The organism is Sulfurospirillum halorespirans DSM 13726, from assembly GCF_001723605.1.
Lineage (GTDB): Bacteria > Campylobacterota > Campylobacteria > Campylobacterales > Sulfurospirillaceae > Sulfurospirillum > Sulfurospirillum halorespirans.
Genome location: NZ_CP017111.1, coordinates 2,743,937 through 2,758,825 on the forward strand (window position 1 = coordinate 2,743,937; position 14,889 = coordinate 2,758,825).

At 45.7% G+C, this 14,889-nt stretch carries 12 protein-coding genes and 1 riboswitch; all 12 genes read right to left on the minus strand.

The annotated features are described in order from the left end of the window. Position 1 precedes the first annotated feature (1 nt). The 12 genes from uca to SHALO_RS13800 all read right to left on the minus strand — a co-directional run bounded on the left by uca (position 2) and on the right by SHALO_RS13800 (position 14,863). Entirely contained in the window at positions 2-3,604 is a 3,603-nt protein-coding gene (uca, locus tag SHALO_RS13745; protein ID WP_069479027.1) for an urea carboxylase, read from the minus strand. A gap of 81 nt (positions 3,605-3,685) precedes the next feature. Next, positions 3,686-4,300 carry an urea amidolyase associated protein UAAP2 gene (locus SHALO_RS13750; RefSeq protein ID WP_145923267.1) on the minus strand — a complete coding sequence of 205 codons (615 nt, stop codon included), beginning with the start codon at positions 4,298-4,300 and terminating at the stop codon, positions 3,686-3,688. 10 nt (positions 4,301-4,310) lie between these two features. Beyond that, positions 4,311-5,015, minus strand: coding sequence for an urea amidolyase associated protein UAAP1 (locus SHALO_RS13755; protein ID WP_069479028.1), 705 nt, complete (start codon positions 5,013-5,015; stop codon positions 4,311-4,313). Beyond that, the gene (locus SHALO_RS13760) at positions 5,012-5,752 is read right to left on the minus strand and encodes an ATP-binding cassette domain-containing protein (RefSeq protein ID WP_069479029.1); all 741 of its coding nucleotides are present in this window, start codon (positions 5,750-5,752) and stop codon (positions 5,012-5,014) included. Before SHALO_RS13760 ends, SHALO_RS13755 begins: the two co-directional genes overlap by 4 nt. Continuing rightward, on the minus strand, positions 5,749-6,570 hold the full coding sequence (locus SHALO_RS13765) for an ABC transporter permease (protein ID WP_069479030.1): 822 nt from the start codon (positions 6,568-6,570) through the stop codon (positions 5,749-5,751). The genes SHALO_RS13760 and SHALO_RS13765 overlap by 4 nt, the downstream gene beginning before the upstream one ends. An 18-nt stretch (positions 6,571-6,588) precedes the next feature. Then, a complete protein-coding gene (locus SHALO_RS13770; RefSeq protein ID WP_069479031.1) occupies positions 6,589-7,656 on the minus strand; it encodes a putative urea ABC transporter substrate-binding protein in 1,068 nt (355 codons plus the stop codon). 44 nt (positions 7,657-7,700) lie between these two features. Continuing rightward, positions 7,701-7,796, minus strand: a riboswitch (guanidine-I (ykkC/yxkD leader). Positions 7,797-7,913: 117 nt separating this feature from the next. Continuing rightward, entirely contained in the window at positions 7,914-9,203 is a 1,290-nt protein-coding gene (locus SHALO_RS13775) for an ArsS family sensor histidine kinase (protein ID WP_069479032.1), read from the minus strand. Next, entirely contained in the window at positions 9,196-9,867 is a 672-nt protein-coding gene (locus SHALO_RS13780; protein WP_069479033.1) for a response regulator transcription factor, read from the minus strand. Before SHALO_RS13780 ends, SHALO_RS13775 begins: the two co-directional genes overlap by 8 nt. Positions 9,868-9,942: 75 nt before the next feature. Beyond that, on the minus strand, positions 9,943-10,881 hold the full coding sequence (locus tag SHALO_RS13785) for an EF-hand domain-containing protein (RefSeq protein ID WP_238585251.1): 939 nt from the start codon (positions 10,879-10,881) through the stop codon (positions 9,943-9,945). 154 nt (positions 10,882-11,035) lie between these two features. Beyond that, on the minus strand, positions 11,036-13,342 hold the full coding sequence (locus SHALO_RS13790) for a TonB-dependent siderophore receptor (RefSeq protein ID WP_069479035.1): 2,307 nt from the start codon (positions 13,340-13,342) through the stop codon (positions 11,036-11,038). Between the two features lie 94 nt (positions 13,343-13,436). Beyond that, a complete protein-coding gene (locus SHALO_RS13795; protein ID WP_069479036.1) occupies positions 13,437-14,384 on the minus strand; it encodes a FecR family protein in 948 nt (315 codons plus the stop codon). After that, on the minus strand, positions 14,381-14,863 hold the full coding sequence (locus SHALO_RS13800) for an RNA polymerase sigma factor (protein ID WP_069479037.1): 483 nt from the start codon (positions 14,861-14,863) through the stop codon (positions 14,381-14,383). Before SHALO_RS13800 ends, SHALO_RS13795 begins: the two co-directional genes overlap by 4 nt. Positions 14,864-14,889 lie beyond the last annotated feature (26 nt).

Genomic DNA, 14,889 nt, shown 5'->3' on the forward strand with positions numbered 1-14,889 from the left:
GTTACTCCTTTACGGTAATGGCAAAAAGCAGTTTGCCCGCATGAATGTTCTCGCCTTCATGGCACAAAACCTTTGAAATGACACCGCTCTCTGGCGCTTCAATGCTCACTTCCATCTTCATCGACTCCGCAATCGCAAGCACATCGCCCTCTTTGACGCTGTCGCCTACTTTTGCCAAGACTTTCCAGAGATTGCCTTGCACAGGTGCATCGACGGCTTCGGCACCTTCAATATCTACACGTTCATCCTCTTCGCTCTCGTCACTGTTAGAGGTTGAGTTAAAATTTGCCAACCCCGTGCGCTCCCACATCAAACGCTCCTCTTCAAAAGCGCTTCGTTGCGTGGTGGTGAAACGATCGATACTTTCTTTGTTTTCGCCTAAAAATTCCTTGTAGGCTTTGAGGCTAAACGTCGTCTCTTCAACCTTGAGTTTGAGTTTGCCTTTGGGGAAATCTTCACGCATCTGCGTGAGTTCTTCATGGCTCACTTCGTAAAAGCGAATCTGGTCAAAAAAGCGCAACAACCACGGTTTTCCCTCACAAAAATCTTCGCTTTGGCGGTATTTATTCCACATCTGTACCGTTCGCCCCACAAACTGATAACCTCCGGGGCCTTCCATGCCGTACACACACATATACGCCCCACCGATACCAACGGCATTTTCAGGTGTCCATGTTCGTGCTGGGTTGTATTTGGTCGTGACCAGTCGATGCCTTGGATCGAGTGGCGTTGCTACGGGTGCTCCTAAGTAAACGTCACCCAGACCCATGACCAAATAGCTCGCATCAAAGACGATTTTTTTAACCGCATCGATGGACTCAAGCCCATTGATACGACGGATAAACTCGATGTTGCTCGGACACCATGGCGCGTCGGGTCGGACGATTTTCATGTACTTTTCGATTGCCACACGGGTCTGTTCATCATCCCAAGAAAGCGGTAAATGCACAATGCGTGCGGGTACCTCAATGTCATCAATCAAAGGCAATGTCAGCTCAATGGTTTTGATCTGCTCCATCAACACCTCACGTTTGCAAACGCGCGGATCAAAGTGCAACTGCAACGAGCGAATCCCCGGTGTTACATCAATCATCCCTGCAATAGTCGCTTTTTTAATCGCTTCCATCAGCACATGCACCCGAAAACGAAGCGCGATGTCAAGCTGCATAATGCCGTATTCGATAAGAAGATAGCTATCGCCTGATTGACGAAAGGTGATGCTTGGAAGATCGTCTTTGCCCTCATCATGGTATAAAATTGCTTCACCCAAAACCTCGTCTGTTTCAAGATAAGCACGCTCATCAAAAGGCTCTAACGAAGCGATAGCCTTCTCTTGGGCTTCAAGCATCTGCATAGCACGTTCATGACTCAGCGGCACAAAACGAACCCGATCACCCGCTTTAAGCTGCCCTACTTTCCACAGCTCACTGCTCACAATCGTGACAGGGCAGACAAACCCTCCAAGACTTGGACCATCAGGGCCTAGGATGACGGGCATATCGCCCGTAAAGTCAATCGCACCGATGGCGTACGCGTTGTCGTGAATATTGGAGGGGTGAAGACCTGCTTCACCGCCATCCGTGCGCGCCCACTCAGGTTTGGGGCCAATGAGTCGCACGCCCGTTCGGTTGGAGTTGTAGTGCACTTCCCACGAAGCTTCCATAAATGTGTCGATGTCTTCTGGCGTAAAAAATTCAGGCGCACCATGAGGGCCATAGAGTACGCCAATGTGCCACTCATGGCTTGAAAATACTTTGGGGGAAAAGGCTTTGGAAGGCACGGTTGTACTGCACATCTGGCTTACATGTAAAACATCTCCGCTGATGAGCATTCTGCCCGCATGGCCTCCAAATTTTCCCAGCGTAAAGGTCGAGCGACTGCCCAAATACTCTGGTACATCAAGCCCTCCACGTACCGCTAAGTAAGTACGAAAACCCTCGTGATGCACTTTTTTGAGTTTTAAGATACTGCCTGCTGGAATCGTAACGGCTTCATTCATCGAAACCGCTTTACCATCGACGAACGCTTCGATGCTCGCGCCACACAGCGCAATCACACTCTCTTGGTTAAATTTCAGTGTTGGCCCTGTAATGGCCATCTCAAGCCCAGAAGCAGAACTAAGATTTCCCACCAACGCATTGGCATAGCGGAAACTCAGGCTATCAAACGGGCCACTGGGTGGCACACCCACATCCCAATACCCCACACGTCCGGGGTAATCTTGAATGCTCGTCTGCGTTCCAGGGCGCAGGACATCAATGCTTTGAGGCACAAAGGAAAAACGGGAGAGTGATTTGGTCGTATGCGTTGCATTTCTAAAAAAGTCACTTTTGACAATCGCACCCAAATAGCGCAAATTGGTCTCGATCCCATCAATGCGTGTCTTCTCAATCGCCTCATCCATTTTAGAAAGCGCATCTTCTCTCGTCTCCGCTTTAACGATCAATTTAGCAATCATCGGATCGTAAAATGACGAGACATGAAGCCCTGTTTCGATAAAGCTATCCACACGAATGTTGGGTGCAAAACGTACATGATGCAACACGCCAGAGCTGGGTTGAAAGTTCTTAAGTGGGTCTTCGGCATAGACGCGTACTTGTATTGCATGCCCTTTGGGTTGATGTTTGTAGTCGTAAAGTGCTTCATGGCTTCCATAGGCTTGGCGAATCATCCACTCCACCAAATCCACACCACTGACCTCTTCAGTAACACCATGTTCCACTTGCAAACGGGTGTTCACCTCTAGGAAATAAAACGCATCGCTCGTGGTATCGTAAACGAACTCCACCGTTCCTGCGGAGAGATAGTTCACACATGAAGCGAGTTTTTTGGAAGCCTCAAACAGTGCTTTACGTGTGCTTTGACTAAGGCACGCCGCAGGCGTCTCTTCGATCACTTTTTGGTTACGGCGCTGAATGGAGCAGTCACGTTCCCCAAGTGTCGCAACATACCCTTTGCCATCACCAAAAATCTGTACTTCAATGTGGCGTGCATGTTCAACGTATTTTTCCAAAAAGAGTCCGCTGTTAGAGAAGTTGTTTTCGCTCAAACGTTTCACCGAAGCGTAAGCTCCTTCAAGCGAATGCGCATCATAGCAGAGTTGCATTCCAATTCCGCCACCACCCGCCGTGCTTTTAAGCATGACGGGATACCCGATGCTTTGCGCTTTTTCCAACGCCTCTTCCAAACTTGCGAGCAGTCCAGAGCCGGGAAGTAGAGGCACGTGATTCTTTTGCGCCAAAGCGCGCGCCGTGTGTTTGAGACCAAAAGCCTCGATATGCTCAGCCCTAGGACCTATAAACACAATGCCTTTGGTCTCACACGCCCTCGCGAACGCGGCATTTTCACTTAAAAATCCATACCCCGGATGAATCGCTTCGGCTTTACATGTAAACGCGATTTCCAAAATCTTTTGGGTGTCCAAATAGCTCTCACTTGCCACACCCTCCCCTATCCAATACGCCTCATCGGCAAGGCTTACATGTAAAGAGTCTCTATCGGCGGTTGTATAAAGTGCCACAGAGCGGATGCCCATTTTTGTGAGGGTTTTGATGATGCGACACGCGATTTCGCCACGATTGGCGATCAAAATTTTTGTAAACATAAAAGTTCCTTCATCCGAATAATCTGTGGGCCGTCCCACATGCGATACTCTTTAAAGTCGTCTCTAAAGAGGAGAAAAACGCTAATTATCCCAGATAAGAATCTGAATCGGTGTGGGGTTAAAGCCATTGCACGGGTTGTTGAGTTGTGGGCAGTTTGAGATGAGTACCAGTGTGTCCATATGCGCTTTCATCTGCACAAAATCGCCCTCATGAGAGATGCCATCCACAATCGCCAAATGCCCATCTTCTTCCACAGGAACGTTCATAAAAAAGTTGATGTTGTTCGTCAAATCGCGCGGGCTCATCTCCAACTCACCGACCGCGTAGAGGTAGTTGTCACGGCAACTGTGCATGTACTTTTTGTCATGCCCAAAACGAACCGTATTGCTCTCGGCACTGCAATGACCGCCAAGGGTGTCGTGATTGCCACACGTATCATGTGTCACTTCAAGCATTACGTTATCATCGCTTGAAAGTAGCTTCGTTCCCGTTGTAATAAATATACTGCCTTGTTCACGAATCGTATCGCTCGCACTGTAACGCTCATCGTGGTTGTTCGCGTTGTAAAAAAGGGTATCGACCGCTTGGCATCCTTTTAAATCGATAATGCGAATACTTTGCCCTTTTTTCACCACATGGTACCACGGCACACCCGCACTGACGCGTTCATTGTAAATTGCTGTTGTCTCTTCCATCTTTCTCTCCTTAGGCAAAATAACGCGCATTGTTTTCAAAACCGCGTTTGGCTTCTTCACTAAATAGAACATCCTCTTTGGCTGAACGCTCAAAAATGCTCACCTCTACATCGCTTGGGTTATACGCCCCTTTTTCCATCACATGCGGTGTGTTGGAAAGCACGAGAAGGATGTTCATCTCCGCTCGAAGCTCGATGTAATCGCCTTTCTTAGGACGCTTCTCACTCAAAAGCAGTTGACTTCCCTCTGCCACATCGACTTTACGAAAAAGATTGAGGCACTGTACGATGTCACGTTTTCCCATGCCGTATTTACCAAGTTCGACCAAAAAGTTCTCACGATCACTTTTAAAGTAACGGTTGCGAATCTGCTCGTAACTGCCACTGCCAAAGTTTTGCTCGACAATGCGAGGATTGCTCATGCCTGCAAGCGTGTCGATGAGTCCATGTGTCGTATCTTCCGTAATGGAAAAAAGCACATGCCCAAGCTCTGAGAAGAGCACTTTACCTTTACCTAAAAAGGCGTTCCATTGAATTTTCACCGTATCGGCGGAGTTGTAGCGCTCCGCTGTATTATCAGCATTGTAAAACAGAGCGCTAAGGCTTGCTTTATCATCCAGTGCGCTGAAGCGAATGGTTTGCCCTCGTTTGATAAGCTTCGACCATTTACCGCCACCTGTTATCACTTCATTCAGTACAATAGATTCTTGTATCATTCTTCATCCTTTACTTTCTCACGTGATAGCGGAATATCATACGTGATCTTTGCCCCAAACGCATTGGGCGCTTGTGGGTCATTGCGAACTTTATCAAATACCAAAAGTCTGGTGCCGAGGTAAAATCCCTCGTGCAAATCATGTGTCACCATCACCACAGTGAGGTTGTTTTTCTTCCATAAGTCTAAAATAAGCGCGTGCATATCGGCACGAATGCCAGGATCGAGCGCTCCAAAAGGCTCATCCAAAAGCAGCAATTTTGGTTTTTTCACCAACGATTGCGCGATGGAGAGACGCTGTTGCATACCGCCCGATAATTCGGAGGGGTAATGGTGCAACACATCGCCCAAGCCCACAGCTTCTAGCATCGTGACGGCTTCTTCTTTGGCTCGTTTTATAGCCGCGCCAAAGAGTTTGCCTAAAAAGCGCGATTCGCCTAATTCTATGCCGAGCATCACATTTTCCAAAACCGTGAGGTGTGAAAAAAGCGAATAACGCTGAAACACGATGCCTCGCTCCACACTCGGCTCTTTGGGAAAGGGTTTGCCTTCAAATAAAAAGACCCCTTTGCTTGGGCTCTCTTCGCCGAGTAACATGCGCAAAAAAGTGCTTTTTCCACAACCCGAAGGCCCTACAAGCGTGCAAAACTCCCCCGCTTCGATGCTGAGCGTAAGGTTTTCAAGAACCACATTGGCACCGTAGGTTTTCCATAGGTGTTTGATCTCGATGAGGCTCATGCTCTCTCCTTTGTTTCATACCACGGAAAGAGTTTACATGTAAACTTTTTGAGCAAGAAATCTGCCAAAAAAGCAAGCAAGGTTATCCAGACCACATAAGGTAAAATAAGATCCATCGCCAAATAACGGCGTACCAAAAAGATGCGGTACCCTAACCCTTCCGTTGCAGCAATCGCTTCGGCGGAGATGAGAAAAATCCACGCGGTGCCTAGTGTCAATCGCACGGAGTCAAGAAGCCTTGGTAACATCTGCGGCAAAATAATGCGAATCACCAACGTCCATGTACTCGCTCCCAATGTTTGGGCTTTAATGAGCTGTTCGCGTGAAAACTCCTCAACCCTTTGTTGCAAATCACGCACAATCAGTGGCGTAACACCGATGACAATGAGCGCCACTTTTGCCACTTCGCCCATGCCAAAGACGATAAAGAGTATGGGCAAAATGGCAATGGGCGGTACCATTGAAAAAGCCGCAACAAACGGCGAAAGCCCTGAACGCACCAGAGGAATCAATCCCAATGGTATGCCAAGTGCAAGACCTAAAAGCGCACTGATAAGCACACCAAGCCCCAAACGACTCAGTGAGGAGAGCGTATCTTGGATAAAGAGTATCTCTCCTGAGCGTTTGCTAGGAGTCAGTGCTGACTTCTCCATCGTTTGAACGATCTGCGTAAACGATGGTAAAAGTTTATCATCAGGATTTTCCGCTAGCCTTGCATGAGAGGCAAACAGGTACAAAATCCCGATCAGTATAAAAGGAAGCACTCCCATCCAAAGCGCATTCGCTCGTGAGGGTCGGTGGTTTATCAATCGCTTCATGGTAATAACCTTTTTGTTTTACAATGTGCCTTCACTTGCCATTTTCATATAGGTGTCGATAAAGCGTAATTTGACATTGCTTTGGTTGCCGTATGTTTTGCCATTTGGAAACTGCATACCCACAAATGCCGCATTTTTGGCGCCATCGCCTAAGATGCCATGATCAAATGAGAATTGACTCACTTTTTGCATCGTTTTAGGTAGCGCATCGCTGGTGGTAAATTTTACCGCTTCACTCGCATCATGGAAAAGCATCGTTGTTTTCAGTTGTGCATTAAAGCCAGCGAGGTCTGTTCCAGAAGCTGTTGCCATCGCTTTAAGAGCACTCTCATCGCCTTTTTTCACGAGTGCCATCACTTCATACCACGCTCCTGTAAGCGCTTTTGCTAGTTTGGGATTCTCTTCAATCGTTTTAGTGTTCATGACCAACATATCAATGATTTCACCAGGGATTTTGCTAGAGTCAAAGACCAAAGAGGCATTTTTCATCCCTGCGATTTCGCTGAGTTGTGGATTCCACGTAACAAGAGAAGTGACATCTTTAGAGCTAAAAGCCGCGACAATATCTGCATCAGACGTGTTAATGACTTTAATGTCTTTTTCTTTGAGTCCTACACTTTCAAGTCCGCGCGCTAAAAGGTAGTGAGAGACGGAGAGTTCAACCAAGTTGACACTTTGTCCTTTGATATCGGAGAGTTTTTTCTTATTTTTGAGGATGATACCATCGTTACCGTTGGAAAAATCACCCACGATCAGTGCGGTTGAGTCCACACCACCCGCTGCGGGGATAGTAAGGGCATCCATATTGGTCATCACACAGCCATCAAATTTACCTGCAGTGTATTGGTTGATTGATTCAACATAGTCGTTGACTTGAACCATCTCGATTTGAATGCCGTATTTTTTGGCCCATTTGTCGATAATGCCAGTTTGCTGCGCATAGTCCCAAGGCATCCAGCCGACATAAATCGTCCATGCCACTTGAAACTTCTCTTTGGTATCCGCCAATAAAGAGGTCGCCATAACAGTAGAAGCCAGCGTAGTGGCAACAAAAAGCTTGAGGGTTGAGTGTAAGAAAGACTTCATGGAAGACTCCTGAGTAGATGGGATAAACATGCCAGGAGGTGAAAACCTCCCGGGCTTTTATCCCTCCGTGAACCTCTACTCAAGAGGCGATAGCTCTCGGACCAGTCGCAGAATCTGCCGGAACCCTAGCTATCTTTGTGTTTGTTTGCGTCGAGGCTTTCGCCCCATGACATGTTTTCTAAGGTAAGTATAACGAAGACGCGCATAAAAAAGAAGAGTGAAAATGATTAAAAAATAAGCAGTGAGCTGAGCCTATTTTAGTTTACATGTAAAGCATGGAGTGAGAAATGAATCGTAAAATAATTTTGATGTTCTACATGTAAATAACTCAAACGAAAGCCGTGTTTCTCAACAATGGCATTAGCGATGTAAAGCCCGAGCCCTAGACCACTGCTTGAACCCTCTACCGTTCGGTTAAATGCACGTGAAAAGTCGAGTCGTTCTTGGGGAATTTTATCGCCAAAACTGCTAATGCTGATGCTGTCACTGCACATATCGACTTCAACCCCATCGGCGGAGTGTTTCAGCGCATTGTCTAGGATATTTTTAAGGGCAGTGGCAAACAGTTCAAAGTCGACAATGACCAGTGGTGCCATCTCTTGGGGAGCGATATGAATGCGTTTGGTATCGCCTAAGAGGAGTAGATCCATCGCATGATCTAGTACATCGACGAGGCGGTACTCTTTGGCTTCGAGTATCCACTCGTTGGAGCTCAGTTTTTCGACTTTAACCATCTCGCCGAGTAAGGTTTCAAGGCGCTCAAAAATGCGCTCTAATTGAGGTTGTTGTTTGGCATTTTCAAGAGAATTGGAGAGAATTTTCCCTTTCATAATGGGCGTTTTAAGCTCATGCAAAATGTTGCGCAAAAAGAGCGTTCGCGCCTCCTTAAGCAGGTGAATTTTCTGCATCGCCACGTTAAATTCTGAAGCGATTTCTCCCAGTTCATCTTCGCTGTCTACCTCTATCACTTGAAATTTTTTGGTATCGCCGAAGGTGCGAATCGCACTTTTGAGGCTGCGAAGTCGCAACAGCTTACGAAGGACTATGCCAAAGAAAAGCAGTAAAAGCACGTTAATGACACCGCCTAAAATCCAAAGGCGATACAGTGAAATCACCTCAATATTTTCCAAAACGGTCGGCATCTCTCCCATTTCATCGTTACGAATATCAAAAAAGGGCAGCGGAAACCTATCTTCTCGCATCATTGGCATGATCATGGGTGGAGGAGGTGGGCGCCTGTGGACGAAATAGAGTTTATCTTGGTACTGAATCATATTGGAAAAAGGATCTTCGCGAAGTTTTTCACCCTTGTTGAGCAACGTATCTTTGTCTTGATTACTCACACGTACACCCAATTTTAAAAAGGTTGCTTCTTGATCAGAATCGTTATGCAGTATTGTTTTTGTCGCCATGAGAAACCGCTGAAAGGTAAAAAAGTGTAGATCGCTGATCTGTCTTTTGTATTCAAAGGCAAACGCAATATTAATGACCACCAACGTGAGGGCAAAAAAGATGGAAACGAGCGTTACGATTGATATTTTACGCATTAACAAATTTATACCCAACCCCTCGCACCGAGAGAATAAACCGAGGCTTTTTAGGATCATCACTGATTTTTTGGCGAATGCGTCCCATAATCACATCGATACTTTTAAGACTACTTTCGTACTTGATAGAGCCAATGTTCATCAGAAGCTCTTCGCGCGAGATCACAAAACCCTCTTTTTTCAGCATGTACGAGACGATGTCATACTCTGCCATCGTCAGTCTCAGTTCATTTTTACCACGCTTGATGACGTGTCGCTCTTCATCAATGCTAAAGGTAAAAGCGGTAGGTTCATTGATTGTATTGCCACGTCTTAAAATCGCTCGAAGCCTGTAAGCGAGCTCTCTTGGATCGTACGGTTTTGGCAAAAAATCATCCGCACCACGCTCAAATCCCATCACTTTATCGCCCATGTCAGAACGTGCTGAGGAGATAATAATCGGAAGGGTTGGAATCGATTCATGCACAATGCGGCAAATCTCCAAACCATCAATTTGAGGCAAAGAGAGATCTAAAACAAGCGCATCAAAGATGTCATGTTGGAGTGCTGTTAAACCATCCAAAGGCGTAAATGCCAGTACGGTTTCGATGTCCTCTTTTAAAAGAGATTCTTGAAGCAGTTGTGCGAGCTCAACGTCATCTTCGATCATTAAAATTTTAATCATATTTTGATTATAACGAAGATCAAGTAAATGAAAAGTAACATAAAACCACGCCTTGCTTAGAGCGTGGTTTTAGACTTAGGCACTAAAGCTGACAGAGGTTCCAGTAAGAGTATTTTGAGAAGCGTAGTTTGCGATGATTTGCGCTAAAAGCGTTTGCATCAAGTCTTCACTACTGGTTGTACTCTCTTCTGTTGTATCCGTTGTACCAGAACTTTCTGCTTGCGCAGAGTCTTGGTAGGTTCGAGCTTCAGTGGCGCTTACTGTACCATCTTTGTTGGTATCAGCGGCATCAAAATTCTCAGCCAATGCTTCATAGAGCGCAGAAAGGGCACTATCCGTTGATGAAGTCTCACTCGCCATAGCGGTAAGCTCATCCACAGTGTAACCCGTATCGTCCTCATCCTCAGAAGAAGATGATGTAGCTGATGGCGGGGGCGTGCCTCCAGCGGCCGATACTGTACTCATCTCTGTTGCATCGGTTGTCTCTAATGATGATTGCTGATAAGCCATTGCTTCAGCTGAAGTTACCTTACCATCACCATCGGTATCTGCTACATCGAAATTCTCCGAAATAGCTGAAAGTAAAGACGAAAGGTTCGTATCGGTTGAAGCAGTCTCTTCCGCCATAGCGGTAAGTTCTTCAGCGGTATAACCCGTATCTTCTTCACTTGATGATGATGTAGATGGCGGAGGTGGGGGCATACCTGACGCTATCGTCTCAGATTCTTCAGTTGTAAACAATGAACTTAGTTCATCCTCACTGATCGTTCCATCTCCATCACTGTCTAACGATGAAAAAGCACTACTAATAGTACTTTCGTCACTGTTTGACAATTCTAGAGCTGCACTGCTAAACTCAGCACTGTCAATAGCACCACTCGAATCAGAATCCATAGATGTAAGCAACGCATCTACGAAATCTGAAGTACTCGAACTGGTACTACTGCTAGTACTGCTGCCATACGAACCGTACAAAGACGTTTCGTAGAGAGAATTTGAACTGACCGTCATCATCTCCTCCTTTGTTTGGCTTGGGAATTTCCCAGTAGCAATCCTATCACCGATGCGGTAAACAGTGGGTAACAATGAAAAAAGTTTTACATGTAAAGGCTTTTGGGGATCAAAAACCTTACATGTAAAGAAGAAAATACCTCTTGGGTCACCTTTTTTAGAAGGTGTATTTCATACTTAGGGTGAAACTGCGCGGATCGCCATAGTAGAGATTGCCATAACCCGAATTCATCGCATTGGCGTAATAGGTCTCATCGAAGAGATTTTCCACATTGAGTTTGATATAGAGATTTTTGTTCACTTGGTACTTCGCAAAAAGACCCACTAAGGTACGATCATCAACCGTTTGTCCCCATGTCCCAACGCTTTTCGTTGCCGCGTCTATGCTTGCTCCCAATGTCGTCTGAAGGGTTGGCATAAAGTACGTACTCGCGATCTTAAAGACCTTAATCGTTGCATCAAAACTCTCTTTTTGATACTGCGTATAACCGCCTAAAACATTCCAATTTTCTGCTAGTTCGCCTGCAAAACTGATATCAAAGCCCTTGGTTTCGGTTGTACCGCTTGCGTTGTAGCAGTAACCTTTGCAGATATTAGTGGCATCATACGGCACACTTTCATCCAAAATGGCTTCATTCTCTTTGATGATTTTAAAAAGAGCCAGTGAAGTATTGAGTTTGCCGCCTAAGAATTCACCTTTAACCCCCGCTTCATAACTTTTCCCCACTTCGGGATCTAATAAGCTTCCACTCGCGTTTTTAACCGATTGTGGATTGAAAATATCGGCGTAGCTGATATACGCACTTGCCCAATCATTAAGCGTATAAACTAACCCAGCGTAGGGTGTTAATTCACCATCTTCCTTCATTCGTTCATCATAACCATCCGAGTCTGTATACGAATAGTCATACCAACTGGCACGACTTCCAATGATGAGCTTCAAAGAGTCACTCAAACTCAAACGCGCTGCACTATAAATCCCTTCTTGTTTTGTGACGACGGAGCCGTTACCGCTTAAAACAAGATTGGGGTACGGAACGCTGGTGGTTGGATCAAAGGTATAGAGATTGGTCGTAATATAGGTATTATCACCATAATTTATATCGTCCAATGTTCGTTTGGACCAATTCCCTCCAAAGATGAATTCATGCTCTCTTCCAAGAAAGGCAACAGGCCCTGAGAGAAACAGATCTACATCGCGACTGACCTCTTCGCTCTCTTGTCCCCAACGGTAAAACGTTGCATCGCCTGTATCGGAGTCAAAACCATAGTAATTGCCAAAGAGCCAATCCGCATCCGCTTTCATACGCGAAGCGGAGACTTTGAGTTTCCAGTCTTTGGGCAGTTCTTGATCTAACTTTACGACCGTTGTTAAACTCTCTTTATCCCATTTATTCCACGAAGGCGCAAGCAGTGTAGAGCTACTCCAATGCAAATCACTGCCATCATTGGCGGTTGGAAGTCCGTTGCGATCTGCCGTGGTATCGTAAATATTTTGGTAATAGACCATAGCACTGAGCATCGTACTCTCGCTCACATCCGCTTCGATAATACCGTAAAATGCCTGCTTTTTCCCGCCCAAATAATCACGAAAAGAGTCATACTCTTCGCCTACAGCCACCACGCGCGCACGAATACTTTTAGACTCATTAAGCGCACCTGACGCATCTGCCACGACGCGATGGGTATCCCATGAACCCACACTGGCTTCCACAGAAGCGTACGGCTCTGCTGTTGGACGTTTGCGAACGATGTTCACCACACCACCAGGCTCTCCAGCCCCATTGAGCAGCCCCGAAGCGCCGATTAACACTTCGGTATGATCAATAATGGCACCATCAGGTGCCGTTACCACACCACCGTCAATGCCTGAACCCGAAGGCATGCCGTCGTATTGTACTTTCATCGTATAACCACGAGAAATATAGTTGTTGCGATCACTGTCTGCTGTGGTTGTCGTCACACTGGGCGTTAAGGCTAGAACACTTTTCATATCGTTGAGTCCAAAATCATCCATCGTTTGGCGTGTCACAACCTGCACGGTTTGAGGTGTTTCGCGCAACGAGAGGGTCAATTTTGTTGCGGTACTGGTTTGCGGTGTCGTGTAAGAACCCGTTCCTTCGGTTATGGACGACTGTTCTGCCGCATGAATCGTAATGGCATCGAGTGCAACATTGGAATTTTTTTCTCGAATAATGATCGTATCATTTTCGATGACCGCTTCAAGCTCCGTGCCTTGAAGTAGTTTATCGAGGGCATTTTTCACCCCTTCAATTGCGTCTATTTTGGGAGCCATTTTGCCTTGAAGCAGTTTACCATCGGCAATGTAGGGCATATGCGACTCTATGGCGATTTTCTTGATCGCCTCTTCCAAGCTCTGTTTCTCGACGCTAAAACTCTGCGCGTATAAGCCTGAATATAAGGCTAAACCTAGAGCAATTTTTGAATACGTGATGCCCGTCATCTCTTCTCCTCGTTTTATTTATAATTTTGAGAACTGTTCTCTAAATTATAAGACGCAGAACGTTTCAAAAATGGATATACCATCTCAAAAAAAGTTACAACTTTTGACGAATATAGAGCGCATCTGCCTTTTTGTCGACTTTCAGCGCGTAGATTTTAGTAAGGGCTCGTAAAAATTTATCGACTTCATCTGTCGCAAATGAACCCGAAATAGAGAAGTTTTGCACCTCTTTTTGGACGGAGATGTTTAAATCTTGGTAGTGTTTAAATTCATCCAACGCGCTTTGCAGCGTCTCATCATGAAACACAAGAATGCCCTCTTTCCATGAAGCAATATTTGCGATGGGGACATTTTTGAGGCTCATCTGATTGTTTTGCGTATCGAATGAGAGTTTTTTCCCTTGCGTCAATGTTGCAAGAGGTTCTTTTTCGGCGGTTTCAACGCTCACGATCCCTTCTATCACACTGACCTCTACACGGTTGTTGTAGTTTTTGACCTCAAAATGGGTGCCTAAAACTTTAATGTTTAGCTTTCCTGCGTGGACGATAAAAGGCCTATCAGGATTTTTCGCCACATCAAAAAGCGCTTTTCCCTCTTCTAGCGTTATTTCACGTTTTGTATTGGCGTAACGCATCACTGCTTTGGTTTTGACATCCAAAAGCACCGTCGAGTCATCGGGCAAAAGCACCTGTTGCGTTTGTTTTTCAGTCGCGTAGCTGTGCGGTACAAAAAAAGCGAGGTAGCGTTCGTACACGCCTAGACAGAGCACAAGAAGGATTGAAGCGGCGATAGCAAAGTATTTATTTCGTCTGAAAATAGCCTCTCGTTTGATCTCTTGATGCACGCTTTGAACGATTTCGTCTTTCACATTTTTTGAAAGTGTTGCATACAACGACGCCATTTTCTGTACGTTTTCAAAGGCTTCTTGATGCTCAGGGTTCTCCTCACACCACACTTCAAATGCCTCTTGTTGCGCTGGCGTAAACCCCTCTTTCTTACAGGTGAAAAAATAACTCGCTTGGTTTTGAAGGGTTGTTTTCATGCGTCGTTCCACTCTTTGTGCTGGATATATTCGGTCAGTTTGGCAGTCGCGCTGATAATGTATTTTTGGACACTGTTGAGATTGAGGTTCAGCATAGAGGCGATCTCTTTTTTACTGTAACCTTCTATTACATGTAAAACAAAAACGTGTTTGAGGTGTCTGGGAAGTGCCCCCAGCGCTTCAACAAGCATCGCATCTTTGAGGCTTTCAAAAACAATCGCATCGGGCTGTTCGTGCGCATTGCAGCAGTGATGCTCCTCTTCGTAGGCAATAAACGTTCGATTCTTTTCCCTACGCGTTGCATCAATCACGATATTTCGAGCCACTTTGTATAAAAAGGCTCTCTCATTTTCGATGATCACATCTTTTGATTTTTCAATGGTTTTGGCATAGGTTTCTTGTGTAATGTCCATGGCAAGTTCTCGATCACCCACCATTTTTTGCACAAAATAGACCAATTCTTTGTAGTATTTTAGCATCGCTCGTTTTCATTTGTTTTGATAGA